Source organism: Actinomyces procaprae (genome assembly GCF_004798665.1).
In the GTDB taxonomy this organism is placed as follows: domain Bacteria; phylum Actinomycetota; class Actinomycetes; order Actinomycetales; family Actinomycetaceae; genus Actinomyces; species Actinomyces procaprae.
Map to the genome: position 1 here is coordinate 720,725 of NZ_CP039292.1, position 16,739 is coordinate 737,463.

Sequence of the window (16,739 nt, forward strand, 5' to 3'; positions counted from 1 at the left end):
TGGTGGTGGCTGGTTGTGGTGGTGTGGGCTGGTTGGTTGTGAACTGTATAGCGGACGCGAGTGTTTTTGTTGTTTTGTTTGTCGCGTGTTTGTGGTTGCTGTTCTGCGTTTTTTGCTTGTGTTCTTGTTTGTGTTGTTTTTTTGGGCGCTCGGTGGATGCCTTGGCACAGGGGCCGATGAAGGACGTGCGGCCTGCGATATGCCTCGGGGAGCCGGCTTGCGGGCTGTGATCCGAGGGTTTCCGAATGGGGGTACCCGGCGCGGGTTGTGCCGCGCCACCTGTCCCTGAATTCATAGGGGGTGGGGGGTTACGCGGGGAAGTGAAACATCTCAGTACCCGTAGGAGAGGATATTCCGTGAGTAGTGGCGAGCGAAAGCGGAGGAGGCTAAACCGTGGTCGTGTGATTACCCGGCAGGGGTTGCGGCTGCGGGGTTGTGGGGCGCGTCTGGGGCCTGCTGCCGTGGGCCCGCGCTGTTGCTGGTGGCTAGCCGGATCCTCTGGGAAGGGGGGCCGTAGAGGGTGATAGCCCCGTAGGCTGAAGCTGCTGGTGTGGTGTGGGGCGTGTTTTTCCCCTTTTTGTAGCGTGGGGTTCGTGGAGTCCTGCGTGAGTCTGCCAGGACCACCTGGCTGCCTAAATACTTCCTGGTGACCGATAGCGGATTAGTACCGTGAGGGAATGGTGAAAAGTACCCCGGGAGGGGAGTGAAAGAGTACCTGAAACCGGGCGCCTGCAAGCCGTCAGGGCCTGGTGGGCTCCTGCCTTTGGGTGGGGGTGTGCCTGGGTGGTGGCGTGCCTTTTGAAGAATGAGCCTGCGAGTCAGGGCGTGTCGCGAGGTTAACCTGTTGTGGGGTAGTCGTAGCGAGAGCGAGTCCGAAGTGGGCGTTTTAGTGGCACGTTCTGGACCCGAAGCGGGGTGATCTACCCATGGCCAGGTTGAGGCACGTGTAAGAGCGTGTGGAGGACCGAACCCACCTCGGTTGAAAACGGGGGGGATGAGCTGTGGGTAGGGGTGAAAGGCCAATCAAACTCCGTGATAGCTGGTTCTCCCCGAAATGCATTTGGGTGCAGCGTCGCGTGTTGCCGGGCGGAGGTAGAGCACTGGTTGGCTGAGGGGCCTTACTGGGTTACTGATGCCAGTCAAACTCCGAATGCCGTCGTGGTTGTAGCGCGGCAGTGAGACTGCGGGGGATAAGCTTCGTGGTCGAGAGGGAAACAGCCCGGACCGCCGGCTAAGGCCCCTAAGAGTACGCTAAGTAAAAGGATGTGCGGTCGCGGTGACAGCCAGGAGGTTGGCTCAGAAGCAGCCATCCTTGAAAGAGTGCGTAATAGCTCACTGGTCGAGTGGTCGTGCGCCGACAATGTAGCGGGGCTCAAGCGTACCGCCGAAGCCGCGGATCCCGTGCCCTTGTGTGGTGCGGGGTGGTAGGGGAGCGTCCTGCGCTGGGTGAAGCCCGGGGGTGACCGTGGGTGGACGGCGTGGGAGTGAGAATGCAGGCATGAGTAGCGAGACCGGGGTGGGATTCCCCGGCGCCGTATGACCAAGGGTTCCAGGGGCAGGTTCGTCCTCCCTGGGTGAGTCGGGGCCTAAGGCGAGGCCGACAGGCGTAGTCGATGGATGACGGGTTGATATTCCCGTACCGGTGGTGCACCGTCCATGCTGACGTGCGGGTGCTAACCCACGCCGGCGCCCTCTTGCTTGGGTGCTGTGCCGGTCTTCGGGCCGGGCGGTGCCTGTGGGGGTGTTGGTCTGGGGGTCCTCCGTGCTGGTAGGCAAGCGTGTTAACAGGGGTGACGCACAGAGGTAGCCCGGCGGGGCTTATGGCTTGTCCCGTCCAAGCGTGTGGCCCGGCGCCCAGGTAAATCCGGGTGCCATGCCCCCCGTGTTGGGGGGTGGGGTGAGGCGTGATGGTGACCCCGCCCGTTGGGGTGGGGGATAGCAGGGTGATCCTGGGGTGCCTAGAAAAGCCTCGGCGCGAGGTGCGCTACCGCCCGTACCCAATAACCGACACAGGTGGTCGGGCAGAGTATGCCCAGGCGGGCGAGTGAATCATGGTTAAGGAACTCGGCAAAATGCCCCCGTAACTTCGGGAGAAGGGGGGCCCGAGCCCTGAGGCCCCGTGCGGGCTGGGGGTGAGGGTCGCAGTGACCAGGGAGGAGCGACTGTTTACTAAAAACACAGGTCCGTGCGAAGCCGTAAGGCGATGTATACGGACTGACGCCTGCCCGGTGCTGGAAGGTTAAGAGGATCCGTCAGCCCCACGTGCTGTGGGGTGAAGCGGTGAGCCTAAGCCCCAGTAAACGGCGGTGGTAACTATAACCATCCTAAGGTAGCGAAATTCCTTGTCGGGTAAGTTCCGACCTGCACGAATGGCGTAACGACTCCTCTACTGTCTCAACCATGAGCTCGGCGAAATTGCATTACGAGTAAAGATGCTCGTTACGCGCAGAAGGACGGAAAGACCCCGGGACCTTTACTATAGCTTGGTATTGACGTCCGCCATGGCTTGTGCAGGATAGGTGGGAGACTGTGAGGCCGGCACGCTAGTGCTGGTGGAGTCGTCGTTGGGATACCACTCTGGCTGTGGCGTGCGTCTGAACCTCGGCCCGTGATCCGGGTCAGGGACAGTGCCTGGTGGGTAGTTTAACTGGGGCGGTTGCCTCCTAAAGAGTAACGGAGGCGCTCAAAGGTTCTCTCAGCCTGGTCGGCAACCAGGTGTTGAGTGCAAGCGCACAAGAGGGCCTGACTGCGAGACTGACGGGTCGAGCAGGCACGAAAGTGGGAGCTAGTGATCCGGCGATCCCGTGTGGGTGGGTCGTCGCTCAACGGATAAAAGGTACCCCGGGGATAACAGGCTGATCCTGCCCAAGAGTCCATATCGACGGCATGGTTTGGCACCTCGATGTCGGCTCGTCGCATCCTGGGGCTGGAGCAGGTCCCAAGGGTTGGGCTGTTCGCCCATTAAAGCGGTACGCGAGCTGGGTTTAGAACGTCGTGAGACAGTTCGGTCCCTATCCTCTGCGCGCGCAGGAGACTTGAGGAGGCCTGTCCCTAGTACGAGAGGACCGGGACGGACGAACCTCTGGTGCGCCAGTTGTCCCGCCAGGGGCACGGCTGGTTGGCTACGTTCGGGCCGGGTAACCGCTGAAAGCATCTAAGCGGGAAACCGACTCCAAGATAAGGTCTCCGCACGCTCCCCGGCTATTGGGGGGCGTGGAAGGCTCCCAGTAGACTACTGGGTTGATAGGCCAGATGTGGAAGCAGGCAGCCCCGGGAGGGGTCAACCTGCTGCTTGAGCTGACTGGTACTAACAACAGCCGAACACAACACGAACCCACCCCCGCACGGCCAGGCCGTAAGTGGGGGCGGGCACAAGCCAAAAAAAGGGGGCAGGGCAGCAGCCGCCCGCAAGGGGCGGGCGGCAGCGAGCACGCCGGCATCCAGGCAACAACACACACGCACACTCCTTTGTTGTTGGGGGGGGCGCCGTTCGGGCGTGACAACCCCCAACGGGTGGGTGCGGGCGTCCGCTGTACGGTCCACGACCAACCACAACCCGCCCGCAGAACCGCCCCCCCCAGGGGCCCGGGCCGGGTGCGCGACCCGCCCCCCGCAGGCCACCAGCCGGCCCGCCACCAACCAGTGGTGGTTGTGGCGGGGTGGGGGGTTATAACAGCACAGTGCTTCAGCAGGCACAGGCAGCCACTGCCGTGCGACCACGCCACCCCAAGCGGCACACACGCCCCCGGGGGGGCGCGCAACCCCCCGGGACGAACAGTGGGGGTGTGGTCGTGGGTGGGTGGGTCGTGCCGGTGGTCATAGCGGGGGAGACAACGCCCGGCACCCATTCCGAACCCGGAAGCTAAGCCCCCCAGCGCCAATGGTACTGCCCCCGACAGGCGGGCGGGAGAGTAGGACACCGCCGGCACACCCACCCACCCACAACCACACCCAAAACAAAACAGCCGGACCGGACCTGAGTGCTCGCCCGGCCACCGCGTCCTCCTTATGCGAGGTGCGTCTTCCGGGCTAGTCGGTCTGTTCGGCTGTTGGATAGCGTCCGTTGGTGATGGTGCCGACGACGCGCCCGTGATTTCCTGCGCTTCGTATTCTGCGTGGCTTGCTCCTGGCTGGTTGCACGGCTCGTTGCCTTGAACAGGCGATGATGGAGATCCTTTATCCTCTGAGCGTTGCGGTGATACCCGGGTCTGAGTCGCCATCATCGGCCAGGGCTCTACTGGTTGCGTATCGGGGCGGCGGGGTGACTGTCGGCCATGCGACGGCACCGGTCCCCAGGCCGACCGGTTGTAACCGGAGAAGCCATGCGGACGCGGCTCTGACGGCGGCGATCTTTTGCGCGCGCTTGGTGTTTGTGGGTGTGGGTGGAGCCTGGAGTCGGCTTGCCCGCGTGCTTTGTGCTGACGTCGTCTGCTACGCCGGTTCGGGGTTTACTACGCCAGTTCGGGGTCTACTACGCCAGTTAGGTGTCTGCTGAACGGTTCTGGGCCCTTCAGCGAAGGTCAAACTTGCGTAGCAGACGCCGAAGGGGCGTACCCAACGACCTGCCCCTGGCCTCGATCCCAACTCGTTCTACGCCCCGTGCCGCCGCCCTGCCTCGGTGCTCGCGCCGCTGGCCTCCATGCCCCTGCGAAGAAGCGGTTCGTCATCGGGCCTACAGGCTCCTCGCACTCGGGAGCGTGGCTGTCACTCGCCAATCGGTCTCAAAATCCCTAGAACAGGCTCCTTGCACTCGGGGGCGGGGCGAGCCAGGGGGCTGCGGCTGGCCGGGGGTCATGGGCGCACGCCCCGGCGGCGCGCTACACGGCGCGACGGACGGGAGCCGGGCCAGAGCATGCGCGCCAGGTCCTGTTGTGTGAGCGCTCGGGTGGCGCTGCGCGTTCGGGTGTCTGTGTGCGCGGCCGTTGAGCCTGCCAGTTGGACCGCTTGTGCCCCCGTTGGACCCCTGTGCCCCCGTTGGACCGCCCTAGCCACCGGTTACAGCGGTCCAACCGCGCGTGGGCGGTCCAACCGCGCGTGAGCGGTCCAACCAGGGCAGCACAAGACCCCGCCCGCCCCCTCGACTGCCGACAACCAGGCCCCCAACGGGTGGGTCTCGTAGTGTGGTGGCAATTCCCGCGAGGGGTCCCTCTAGCGGCGGCGTAGGCGCTGTGGGTGGGGCATCGTGGGAGCCCGTTTGTTCATCTGTCCAAGGAATCACGAAGGAGACCCACGATGCCCGAGAACAAGTCTGCCGTGTCCACGCTGATTCAGGAAGTCCTTGCGGACCCCGACCTGGCTCATGATGATGTCTTCCGCCGGCTGCTTCAGGCTGGCCTGCAAGACCTCGTGGACGCCGAAGCCACCGCGGTGATCGGTGCCGACAGGTATGAGCGCACCGAGAAGCGCACCAACCGGCGTAACGGTACGAGGGCTAAGAGGCTGGCTACCACCGCCGGGGAGGTGGACCTGGCCATCCCCAAGCTACGCACCGGATCGTTCTTCCCGTCTCTGCTGTCCCCGCGTAAGCGGGTGGACAAGGCCCTGTACGCAGTGATCTGCACCGCCTGGATAGAGGGTGTGTCCACCCGCAAGGTCGATGACCTGGTTAAGGCCCTGGGCAACGAGTCCGGGATCTCTAAGGCGACCGTCTCCAGGGTCTGCAAGGACATCGACGAGGGCGTGCACGAGTTCCTGTCCCGACCCCTGGACCACACCTGGTTCCCCTACCTGTTCGTGGACGCCACCTACGTGGACGTAAGGCTGGGCCACCGGGTCGTCTCCCAGGCCCTAGTAGTGGCCACCGGGGTCTCAGCCCAGGGCAGGAGGGAGATCCTGGGCATGAGCGTCGGCGACGCCGAGACCACGGACTTCTGGACCGCTTTCCTGCGGTCCTTGCGCGAGCGCGGCCTGAAAGTGCCTACCGACCAGGACCCGGAGGGCGTCGTACTAGTGACCAGTGACGCCCACTGGGGCATCAAGAACGCGGTCAAGGCCATCCTGCCGGGCGCCTCCTGGCAGAGGTGCCGGGTTCACTTCGCCCGCAACGTTACCTCCAAGCTCGGCTCGGCCCGCTCCAAGCCCGTGAACGCCCTGATCTCCACGATCTTCGCCCAAACCACCCGCGAGGCCGTGATCGACACCTACAAGCAGGTCACAGCCTCCCTGCGTTCCTCGTTCCCTGAGATAGCCGAGATGCTGGTCGAGGCTGAGCCGGACCTGACCGCGTTCGCCGCCTTCCCCCGCGAGCACTGGCAGAAGATCTGGTCCAACAACCCCATTGAGCGCCTCAACCGTGAGATCAAGCGCCGCACGGACGTGGTCCAGGTCTTCCCCGACCGGGACTCCGTCACCAGGCTGGTCGGTGCGGTCCTACAGGAGCAGCACGAGGAATGGCAGTACGGGGAGCGCCGCTACCTATCCGAAACCTCCCTACGCCGCCTGACCCACATCCTCCACGAACAAGCCGAAACCACCCACCCCATCATGGCCATCACCGCCTAGAACATTTACACCACACCAAGAGACTTGACCCCCCCAACACCGCGGAAGCCGCCCTGGACGCTCGACTGCGCACAACAATCCTCACCGAGCACACAGACCCGCCCGCCCGGAGGCACCCACACCGCCAGCACCGCCCCACCAGCACAAACGACTCACACAACACGACCCAGCCACGACGCGCCAGACACCACGGCCCGCGCGTTCAGGTCAACGTCCACGTATCCAGCCCGACCTCGGCCCAAGGAAGTCCCCGCCAGCCCGGCGACAGCCCTCTGACCGGCCAAAACTTCCTCAACAGCCCGAACACGAACCTGCACAGGCGAACACGACCTCCTCGCCCCGAACACAACCACCTAGCCGGACCAGTGCGCCCCGAACACAACCACCCACGGCACCCAACCACCACACCCACAAACACGAAGAGCCAAGAAACCGCCGCAGGCGCCAGGTGCCGACTGCGCCTCGGCTCCGGGCGCGTTCCGTTGAGTGGTGATGCGGCGGGCCCGTCCGCTTTTCAGACCCAGGACTTGAGCCACATGTGCCAGTGCCAGAACGTATACGGCACGGTTTGACCAGTCCAGATCGGCCACCACAGGAAAGCGAACGTTATCGCAACCACCACCAGGCTGCCGATCAGAGCCAGCCCTTCGGCACGTACCCGCCACCCGGGCACGCCCGTCCAGGTCTCGGGTAGACGTGTTCTTCCGGGATTCAGACCGAAGCCGAAGTACGTGGCGACCCGCCCGCGCGGATAGGGCAGTCCCGGTCCGATACTTCCGGCGGCGAGGAGCTCGGCCTCGCGTTGAGCCTGCGCGGAGCCGGGCACGGGCGGGAGCAGGCCGGCGATCGAGCCGAGAACAAGCACGAGTAGCAGCACCACGCACGGCACGAACGAGACGGTGTAGAAGGTGAATATGGTCCGGCGGAAGTAGATGAACCACGGCAGGTACAGGCCTACATACCCGATCAGCGGCACCCAGACCCGCCAGTCGCGGTTACGGATCGCGAGCACGGCGATCGCGAACGCTAGTGCAAGTACGGCCGCCCACCAGATCGGGATGTTCCCGATGGAAGTTATGGCCTGAATACAGCGGTCGGATCCACAGTCGACGGCAGCCATATCCTGCTCGCTCTGCCAGTACAGCGACGTGGGACGCCACTGCACCAGCCAGCCGATCGGCTTGGACATGTAGGCATGTTCGGGATCAAGAGCGACGTGGAAGTCGTACATCGAACGGTGATACTCGAACAGGTCATTAAGTGAGTCAGGCAGCCAGGACCGCGGAACGGAGCCGTTCTCGGCCCGCTGCCCCGCAGCCCAGCCCCGATAGTAGGCGTCGTCGTGTGCGAGCCAGTAACCCCAGCCGGCCGTCAGGTACACCACGAAGGCCACCGGCACCAGGCGCATGAAGTCACCCACGCCGCGGGCGATGATCCCCTCCAGGAACCAGGCACGCGCCTTCACCCGGTGCAGCGCCTGTGTGTCCCAGACAACGACCAGGATCCCGATCGCAGCCAACAGGTATGCTCCCGACCACTTGATCGAGCAGGCCAGCCCCAGCATGACGCCGGTCGCCAGCAGCCACGGCCGCAGGTGCGCGCCCGGCGCCCTGGCATTGGGCGGCTCGCCGGCGAAATCCTTGGCCAGACGCGCTCGCGACCACTCCCGGTCACGGACCAGGCAGTACAGTGCGATGGTTGCGAACAGGGCAATGAATCCGTCAAGCAGGCCGATACGTGACTCGGTGATGCCGACGCCGTCGATAGCCAGTAGCTGGCCGGCCAGGCCGGCCAGCAGCGGCGAGCGGGTCACACGAAGGGTCAGACGGGCCAGCACGATCACTGTCAGGATGCCCGCCAGCGCCGGTATGAAGCGCCAGCCGAAGGAGGAATCCGCACCGAAAAGCTGCATCCCCAGGCCGATCAACCACTTCCCGAGCTGCGGATGCACCACATAGCTGGGGTCTGTCGTGAGCGCCGAGAAGTCCCCCTTGGCGAAGAGCTCATTGGCGTCGTCGGACCACGTCGACTCGTACCCGTTGCGCCACAGCGCATAGGCGTCCTTGACGTAGTAGATCTCGTCGAACATGAGCTGGTGCGGGTGCGCCAGGCCGAGCAGGCGCGTCAGCGCGGCCACCACTCCGGCGACGGCAGTCGCGATCCAACCGTTCACACGCGTCGCCCGCGGCAGCGTGCTGCCGAGCGGCTCCAGCCCGAGCAGAGAACGCAGCTGGTCCTCGCTGTGCTCCCCGGCGCCATCCTCGGTGCCGGCGTCGCCTTCGGCGATCGCTGACGGACTGGTCGCAGAGACGTCAGGAGCCTGCCACGGATCGTTCCCCTCGGGAACCGAGGGAACACTGCCAGGGGTGGAGGGCGAGTCGGAACCATCCGGCGAAGCAGCACAGGGTGAAGTCACGTCTTCGAGTCTATGGCGGGCCGTCATACTGGGGCCATGAATGAGGCCATGAGCGATACCACCCCGCCGCGTGGTGCCGGACCCGAGGCGTCGCCCTCGGATACGGGCGCCGAGCCGTCGCCGCCGGAGGTCATCGCTCCGCCGTCGGGCACAATCACCCTGGCTGCAACCCCGATCGGGAACGTCGCCGATGCATCGCCACGCTTGCGGGCCGCCCTGGAACAGGCCGACGTCGTCGCTGCCGAGGACACCCGGCGCCTGTTCGCCCTGGCACGGCGAATGGGGGTGCACGTGGGTGGACGTGTGCTGGCCCTCCACGAGCACAACGAGAGTGCCAGGACCCCGGAGCTGCTTGAGGCGGCGCGAGCGGGCGCCGCGGTACTAGTCGTATCAGACGCCGGTATGCCCGGCGTCTCCGACCCCGGCTTCCGGCTGGTCGGGGCCGCCGCCGCCGCAGGTGTTCCCGTCACGGTGGCACCCGGGCCCTCAGCAGTGCTCACCGCCCTGGTGCTGTCCGGGCTGGCCAGTGATCGCTTCACCTTCGAGGGCTTCCTCCCGCGCAAGGTGGGTGAGCGGCAGCGTGCCCTGGCCGAGCTGGCGGAGGAGCCGCGCACCATGGTGTTCCTGGAATCGCCGAGGCGCACCCATGAGACGCTGCGTGCCATGGCTGAGTGCTTCGGCTCGGGCAGGCGTGCCGCACTGTGCCGTGAGCTGACCAAGACGCATGAGGAGGTGCGGCGGGCGACCCTGGGCGAATTGGCGCAGTCGACCGCCGACGGGGTGCTGGGCGAGGTGGTTCTGGTCGTCGCCGGGGCGCCGCCGCGGACGGTGGACCTGGAAACGGCCGCCGCCGAGGCGTTGAGCCTCGCTGCCGGCGGTATGCGGCTGAAGGAGGCCGCTGCCGAGGTCGCCCCGCGTGCGGGTGCGCGCCCGAACGAGGTTTACCGTGCGGCCCTCGCCGCGCGCGGCTGAGTGAGTCGCACATTCACGCCGACGGCGGGGTGGGTGCGACTGCGGGCGGAACGCCGGACCTGCCCGGGGCGTGCCGAGGCGGGCCCTGCTGAGGCGGCCGTGCCGCCCCTGGCCTAGCAAACGGCGAGCTCAACTAGCGGCAAACCGCCGGCCAGGGGACGGTCAGGGCTCCTGCTGGCCCTCGGGTGGGGGCAGTGGACGGTAGACCACCTGCTGAGGGGCGAATCCGTAGCTGTTCTGCGGTGGTGCGGACGTCGGCGGCGTCACCGGCGGAGGGCTCGGCGGCAACGGCGTAGCCGGTGCCGCAGTCGGCTGAGTGGGCCCATAGGCGCCTGGAGCGGCGCCCGCGGCGGGCGGAAAGGCCGACTGGTCGACGGCGGGGAAGGGCTGGAATCCGGGAGCGCCCGCCGGGCCTGCCGTGAACAGCCGGGAGACGACCGCGCGTGAGCGTGCCCGCCTGCGCACCACCAGCCAGGTCGCGCCGCCCGCAGCGACGGCGGCACCCAAGACGCTGAAGGGCAGGGCGACCAGTGCGAGCCTGGAGACCCGGTCCCACTCGGGGGAGATGCTGGCCACGTTGATGGTGATGGCGCTGTCCCCGGTGCAGGCGACCTCGTAGGTGCCGGCGTCGGTCGAGCGGAATCCCAGTGCCTGTGGCGGCTCTCCGCTCTTGTAGCCCGGCGGGTAGACATCCAGGGCGGTGCCCGTGGGATCGCTCACCGTGCAGGCGATATCGGGATCGTCGGAGTACAGGCCGTACTCGGTGTCCTCAAGCAGGATCAGCGGCGCCACCGTGCCGTCCCTGTCCACTTCCACCGCGTTCTTGTCGAGCACGCTCGGCGCCGTCTGCACCGCGATCAATAGCAACGCGATTCCCAGGAGCAGCATTGCCACGCCCACGATCGTGACAATACGTGGTGCCTTCAGGGACGGCAGGCCGTCGCCGTGTGCGCCCTGAGCGGGTTGCGGCGCGCCGACCGTGACTGGGCCGGGCTGATTCCACACCGTCACTGCTCTCACCTCTCCTGCTACCGGAGTCGCTGTCGCCTTGCGTGCCGACTCTACGGCGAAACCTGAGAGGTGTGCCAGGCGCCTCAGATTCCGGGATACGCGCCGGCGCCGGCGGCGGGCGGGGCCTGGTGCAGGCGTCGGTTGTGCGAATGACGAACAGCGAGCCAGATGGCTCCGCCCACCGCCAGGGGCAGGCCCACTATGAACATGCCGACCACAACGAACACGCCGGCCACCATGCGCCCGATGTCACCGCCGTCGACCAGCGGTCCGAACCACACGTCATAGCCCGGGAACGAGGTTGAGCAGGTGATCGTGTAGTCACCGGAAGCGGCCGGCGCGACCATCCCGAACAGGCGACGCTCATTGACCTCCACATACGACGTCGGGGAGATGACCTCAACCTCGGTGCCGTCGGCAGCGGTAACCGTGCACTGAGAGCCGCCGTTGCCGTACAAGCCGTATACGACGCTCGAGTCCAGCTGCGCAGTGTCCGCGCCGTCGGCCTCAATCGGTTGCAGGTCGTTGATGGCCCGCGCGCTCGAGGCGATGAACACCATGGTCAGCACGACCGCGACCACGCACAGGGCCAATCCCGACAGCAGCAGGATGAGCGGCCCCTTGCGTCCCTTCGGGGCCGGCGTGGGGCCGGCACCGAAGGATGCTGCCCCATAGGGGTAGCCGGAGTGCGGGGGGAGTGACATGAAGGGCTCCTTCGACGAGATGCGGTGCGGGGGAGGGGCCGCCCGCCCGAACGCGGGTGGTCGGGTCCGGGGCGGCGCTGCTGCACCGGTTGCGGTGGCGGGATCCTGCGGTCCCGACGGCGGCGTCCGGCGGGCGCACTGGCCGTCACCCTAGAGCGGCAGCAGGCCGCGGTACATGGGTACAACAACCCAGAGGCGGCCCCCGGGCGCCGGAGCGGATAGGCTGCCCCCATGAGCCGTATCCTCTCCGCCGTCGCCTGGCCCTACGCCAACGGTCCCCGCCACATCGGACATGTCGCCGGCTTCGGCGTCCCCTCGGACGTCTTCTCCCGCTACATGCGCATGGCCGGGCACGACGTCCTCATGGTTTCCGGAACCGACGAGCACGGCACCCCGATCCTGGTGGCCGCCGACGAGGAGGGCGTCAGCCCGCGCGAGCTCGCCGACCGCAACAACCGGCTCATCGTCGAGGACCTGGTGGCGCTCGGCCTGTCCTACGACCTGTTCACCCGCACCACCGCCGGCAACCACTACCGGGTGGTGCAGGAAATGTTCCGCACCGTGCGCGACAACGGCTACATGGTCGAGCAGGTCACCCGCTCCGCCATTTCCCCGTCCACCGGGCGCACCCTGCCCGACCGCTACATCGAGGGCACCTGCCCGATCTGCGGCGCCGCCGGCGCCCGCGGCGACCAGTGCGACACCTGCGGCAACCAGCTCGACCCCACCGACCTGATCGACCCCCGCTCCCGCATCAACGGGGAGACCCCCGAGTTCGTGGAGTCCACCCACTGGTTCCTGGACCTGCCCGCACTGGCGCAGGCGCTCGGCGCCTGGCTGGACGAGCGGGAGGCCTCCGGCGCCTGGCGGCCCAATGTCATTCGCTTCTCCAAGAACATCCTGGCGGAGATCCGCCCGCGCGCCATGACCCGCGACATCGACTGGGGCATCCCCGTTCCCGGTTGGGAGGACCAGCCGAACAAACGCCTGTACGTGTGGTTCGACGCCGTCATCGGCTACCTGTCCGCATCCATCGAGTGGGCGCGGCGCACCGGGGACCCCGAGGCCTGGCGCCAGTGGTGGAATGATCCGCAGGCCCTGTCCTACTACTTCATGGGCAAGGACAACATCGTCTTCCACTCCCAGATCTGGCCTGCCGAGCTGCTCGGCTACAACGGCCAGGGCGAGCGCGGCGGTGAGAGCGGCGACATGGGCGTGCTGAACCTGCCCACCGAGGTCGTCTCCAGTGAGTTCCTGACCATGGAGGGACGCAAGTTCTCCTCCTCCCACGGCATTGTGATCTACGTGCGCGACTTCCTGGCACGCTACCAGGCCGACGCCCTGCGCTACTTCATCTGCGCCGCCGGCCCCGAGACCGCCGACGCCGACTTCACCTGGGCGGAGTTCGTGCGCCGCACCAACGGTGAGCTGGTGGCCGGCTGGGGCAACCTGGTCAACCGCACCGCCGCCATGATTCACAAGCGCTTCGGCGCCATCCCCGCCCCGGACGAGCTGGAGGACGTGGACCGGGCCCTGCTGGACGCCGTCGCCGCCGGCTTCGCCACCGTCGGCGACCTGATCCGCCACCACCGGCAGAAGGCCGCGCTCGCGGAGGCAATGCGGCTGGTCGGCGAGGCCAACAAGTACATCGCCGAGACTGAACCCTTCAAGCTCAAGGGGGAGCCGGGCACCCCCGCCCACCGGCGCCTGGCCACGGTGCTGCACACCCTCGCCCAGGTGGTGGCCGACCTGAACCTCATGCTCTCCCCATTCCTGCCGCACGCCGCCAACGACGTCGATCGCGTCATGGGCGGCGAGGGCGACATCGCCCCCATGCCCCGCATCGAGGAGGTGGACGAGCTCGACCCGCAGGTGCTGCCCGAGGCCTTCGCCGGCCGCACCGGCTACCCGATCATCACCGGCGACTACACCGCTGTGCCGGCCTGGGAGCGCCACGACGTCGTGATCGGCACGCCCATCGCCAAGCCGAAGCCCGTCTTCACCAAGCTCGACGAGGCCATCGTGGAGGAGGAGCTGGCCCGCTACGCCGACTCCCTGCCCGACGACGTCACCGGCGCATGAGCCGCAAGCACCGCGACCGCTCCTGGCCGCCCGCCGACGCCGCCGCCCCCCTGGTGGCGCCAGTCACCGACAACCACACCCACCTGCCGGTTCCCGGTGAGGCTGCCGCCGGGCCCGGCTCGGATGCGCCGCTTGACGCCGCTGAACTGGTTGCCCGGGCGGGCGCCGTAGGTGTCCCTGCGATCATCACCTCCGCCTGTGAGACGACCACCTGGGCGCCGAGCCTCGCCCTGGCGCGCGAGCTTCCCGGAGTGCGGGTGGCCCTGGCCATCCACCCCAACGAGGCCGTCGCCCACGCCGGGGTGCGGGAGATCGGACCGGACGGTCTGGAGCCCCTGCGCCTGCCCCACCACGACGAGCCCCTGGACGAGGCCCTGAGCCGGCTGGAGGAGCAGGTGCGCGGCAACCGGGACGTCGTCGTCGCCGTCGGGGAGACCGGCCTGGACTACTTCCGCACCGGTCCTCGTGGCGCCGCCGTCCAGCGCCAGGCATTCCGCGACCACATCGCCCTGGCCAAGCAGCTGGATCTGCCCCTGCAGATCCACGACCGCGACGCCCACGCCGAGTGCGTCGCCGTCCTGGAGGCTGACGGCGCCCCGGAGCGGACCGTCTTCCACTGCTTCAGCGGGGGAGCGGATCTGGCCCGTGCCTGCGCCGAGCACGGCTGGTACGCCTCCGTTGCCGGCCCCATCACCTATCCCGCGAACGATGACCTGCGCGCCGCGGTCGCGTCCCTCCCCGAGGACCTGCTGCTGGTAGAGACCGACGCGCCGTACCTGCCCCCCAAGCGTTGGCGCGGCCGCCCCAACGGCACCTACCTGATGCCTGACACGGTGCGCTTCCTCGCGCAACTGCGCGGCGTGGAGGAGGCGGAGATGTGCGCGGTGCTGGAGCGCAATACGCGACAGGTCTACGGCACATGGCTGTGAAATGTGTCAGGTTGTGTTGCTGAGGTGACGGCAAGTCGGTAGCGTGACCGGCAGTTGTCAACCGTTAGGAAGATTCCCAGTGGGCCGTCACTCCCAGAGCAGTTCCTTGAGCACAACGCTGGTTGAGCTCGGAGCACTCGCCTCGAAGAGCCTCACCAACACCACCGCCGAGCACGGGCGCCGCCGCGCCGCCGGCCCGGCGAAGACCTCGATCTCTCCGGCCATGTACCGGGCGGGCGGGGTCGCCGCAGCGCTGTCACTGGCGGTGTCTGGCGGCGCCTATGCCGCAACCCAGTTCGGCGAGTCCGACATCGCCCCCCTCACCGAGTCCCAGGCACGCATGCAGGCCATCGCCGCATCCGGCGAGGACACGGCCGATGGCCTGGTAGTCGGTGGTGACGTGGCGGAGGTCTCCTCGGTGACCGAGGAGGTTACGGACAAGTTCGAGCGGGTTGAGCAGGAGTCGGACTCGCTGGCTGAGGGTGAGGAGAAGGTTCAGACCGAGGGTGTCAATGGGGTCACCCGGGTGGTTTACCGGGTGACGAGCGTGGACGGCAAGGAGATCGCCCGTGAGGTGGTCTCCCGTGCGGTGGTCACCGAGCGCGTCGACGAGGTGGTGCTGGTCGGCACCGGCAGCACCTCCGACGCGACCGCCGACACCGGCAGCGGCAGTGCGACGACGACCGCCACAGCCTCGGGCGACGGCACCACTGCCGCCTCCGCTCAGTCCATCGCCAAGTCGATGATGTCGTCCTACGGTTGGGACGACTCGCAGTTCAGCTGCCTGGTGAACCTGTGGAACCGTGAGTCCGGCTGGAACTACCAGGCTCAGAACCCCTCCTCCGGCGCCTACGGCATCCCGCAGTCCCTGCCGGGATCCAAGATGAGCTCGGTGGCCTCCGACTGGGCCACCAACCCCACCACCCAGATCACCTGGGGCCTGGGCTACATCTCCGAGCGCTACGGCAGTCCCTGCTCCGCCTGGGCCCACTCCGAGTCCACTGGCTGGTACTGATCCCCGCCGCGGTCGTCCTCGCGGCCTGCGCTGGGGGTGCCTGACCGGGCGGCCCTGCCCGGGGGCCGCCGCAGGAACGGTGCAGGGCACACCCGATTCGTGATCCAAGCCATTGTCCGTCCCCTCCGCCTTCGTTAGCGTGGTCGGCAGTTGGCGCCGTGGTAGCCGATCCGGTGGTTCCCGGCGCTGAGGAAAGGACGCTATGACCCGCATCAACGAACTCCTCAAGCCCAACATCATCCGTGCCGGGGGCATCGCCGCGGTGCTGGCCCTGTCGGTCTCCGGCGGCGCTTACGCCGCCGTCGAGGCGACAGCGCCGGGTGTCGACGCCGAGGTACTCCCCGAGACCGTGGTGGTGGCCTCCGCCGCGGACATCTCCGCCGACGGCGCCGCCGCCGAGGAGGCTGCCGAGCTGGTGGCCGGTGGTGACGTGGCGGAGGTCTCCTCGGTGACCGAGGAGGTTACGGACAAGTTTGAGCGGGTTGAGCAGGAGTCGGACTCGCTGGCTGAGGGTGAGGAGAAGGTTCAGACCGAGGGTGTTAATGGGGTCACCCGGGTGGTTTATCGGGTGACGAGTGTGGACGGCAAGGAGATCGCCCGTGAGGTGGTCTCCCGTGCGGTGGTCACCGAGCGCGTCGACGAGGTGGTGCTGGTCGGCACCGGCAGCACCTCCGACGACACCGCATCCGACGGTGCAACCGGCAGCACCGGTTCCTCCAGCAGCTCGTCCGCAGGAGCCTCGGCGGGCAGCTCCTCCTCCGGCGGCGCCTCCGCCGGCGACGACTCGGTATGGGCGGCCCTGGCCCAGTGCGAATCCGGCGGCAACCCCACCACCAACACTGGGAACGGCTTCTACGGCCTGTACCAGTTCTCCCTGTCCACCTGGCAGGCCATGGGCGGCACCGGCTACCCGCACGAGGCGGATGTGGCCACCCAGACCGCCATGGCCAAGAAGCTCCAGGCCCAGTCCGGCTGGGGCCAGTGGCCCCACTGCGCCGCTCAGCTCGGCCTGCTCTGACCCGACCATCCGGGCGGCGCGGCCCCGGCGAGGCGTTGGCCCGCCAGCTCCCGCCGCCCCGCCGCTCGTGGTGGTCTGGTCGCGGCGTCCC

Annotated in this window: 9 protein-coding genes and 2 rRNA genes; 8 read left to right on the forward strand and 3 right to left on the reverse strand. The window is 67.3% G+C overall.

The genetic code is table 11. The features are described 5' to 3' along the window. The first annotated feature begins 129 nt into the window (after nt 1–129). From E4J16_RS02745 to E4J16_RS02755, 3 genes are all read left to right on the forward strand, one after another. Nucleotides 130–3,333: ribosomal RNA gene (locus E4J16_RS02745) — 23S ribosomal RNA — on the forward strand. Between the two features lie 475 nt (nt 3,334–3,808). Beyond that, nucleotides 3,809–3,928: ribosomal RNA gene (gene rrf / locus E4J16_RS02750) — 5S ribosomal RNA — on the forward strand. A gap of 1,304 nt (nt 3,929–5,232) precedes the next feature. Then, nucleotides 5,233–6,501: an IS256 family transposase gene (locus E4J16_RS02755; protein WP_136313193.1), complete on the forward strand. Its 1,269-nt coding sequence runs from the start codon at nt 5,233–5,235 to the stop codon at nt 6,499–6,501. 514 nt (nt 6,502–7,015) lie between these two features. On the opposite strand, the gene E4J16_RS02760 is transcribed toward E4J16_RS02755, so the two are convergent. Continuing rightward, nucleotides 7,016–8,917, reverse strand: a complete 1,902-nt coding sequence (locus tag E4J16_RS02760) for a dolichyl-phosphate-mannose--protein mannosyltransferase (protein WP_420809319.1) — start codon at nt 8,915–8,917, stop codon at nt 7,016–7,018. Nucleotides 8,918–8,953: 36 nt separating this feature from the next. Between E4J16_RS02760 and rsmI the strand changes: the two genes are divergently transcribed. Then, nucleotides 8,954–9,889: a 16S rRNA (cytidine(1402)-2'-O)-methyltransferase gene (rsmI, locus tag E4J16_RS02765; RefSeq protein WP_240038240.1), complete on the forward strand. Its 936-nt coding sequence runs from the start codon at nt 8,954–8,956 to the stop codon at nt 9,887–9,889. A 162-nt stretch (nt 9,890–10,051) separates the two neighbouring features. On the opposite strand, the gene E4J16_RS02770 is transcribed toward rsmI, so the two are convergent. Together E4J16_RS02770 and E4J16_RS02775 are read right to left on the reverse strand one after the other, a co-directional pair. Next, nucleotides 10,052–10,909, reverse strand: coding sequence for a hypothetical protein (locus E4J16_RS02770; protein WP_136313195.1), 858 nt, complete (start codon nt 10,907–10,909; stop codon nt 10,052–10,054). 74 nt (nt 10,910–10,983) lie between these two features. Beyond that, entirely contained in the window at nt 10,984–11,604 is a 621-nt protein-coding gene (locus tag E4J16_RS02775; RefSeq protein WP_136313196.1) for a hypothetical protein, read from the reverse strand. Nucleotides 11,605–11,835: 231 nt separating this feature from the next. Here E4J16_RS02775 and metG point away from each other — a divergent pair, with 231 nt between their 5' ends. From metG to E4J16_RS15940, 4 genes are all read left to right on the forward strand, one after another. After that, a complete protein-coding gene (gene metG, locus E4J16_RS02780; protein ID WP_136193597.1) occupies nt 11,836–13,686 on the forward strand; it encodes a methionine--tRNA ligase in 1,851 nt (616 codons plus the stop codon). Beyond that, nucleotides 13,683–14,615 carry a TatD family hydrolase gene (locus tag E4J16_RS02785; RefSeq protein ID WP_136193596.1) on the forward strand — a complete coding sequence of 311 codons (933 nt, stop codon included), beginning with the start codon at nt 13,683–13,685 and terminating at the stop codon, nt 14,613–14,615. Before metG ends, E4J16_RS02785 begins: the two co-directional genes overlap by 4 nt. Nucleotides 14,616–14,694: 79 nt before the next feature. Next, a complete protein-coding gene (locus E4J16_RS02790) occupies nt 14,695–15,630 on the forward strand; it encodes an aggregation-promoting factor C-terminal-like domain-containing protein (protein ID WP_136193595.1) in 936 nt (311 codons plus the stop codon). A gap of 202 nt (nt 15,631–15,832) precedes the next feature. Next, nucleotides 15,833–16,648 carry a resuscitation-promoting factor gene (locus tag E4J16_RS15940; protein WP_136313197.1) on the forward strand — a complete coding sequence of 272 codons (816 nt, stop codon included), beginning with the start codon at nt 15,833–15,835 and terminating at the stop codon, nt 16,646–16,648. Nucleotides 16,649–16,739: the final 91 nt, after the last annotated feature.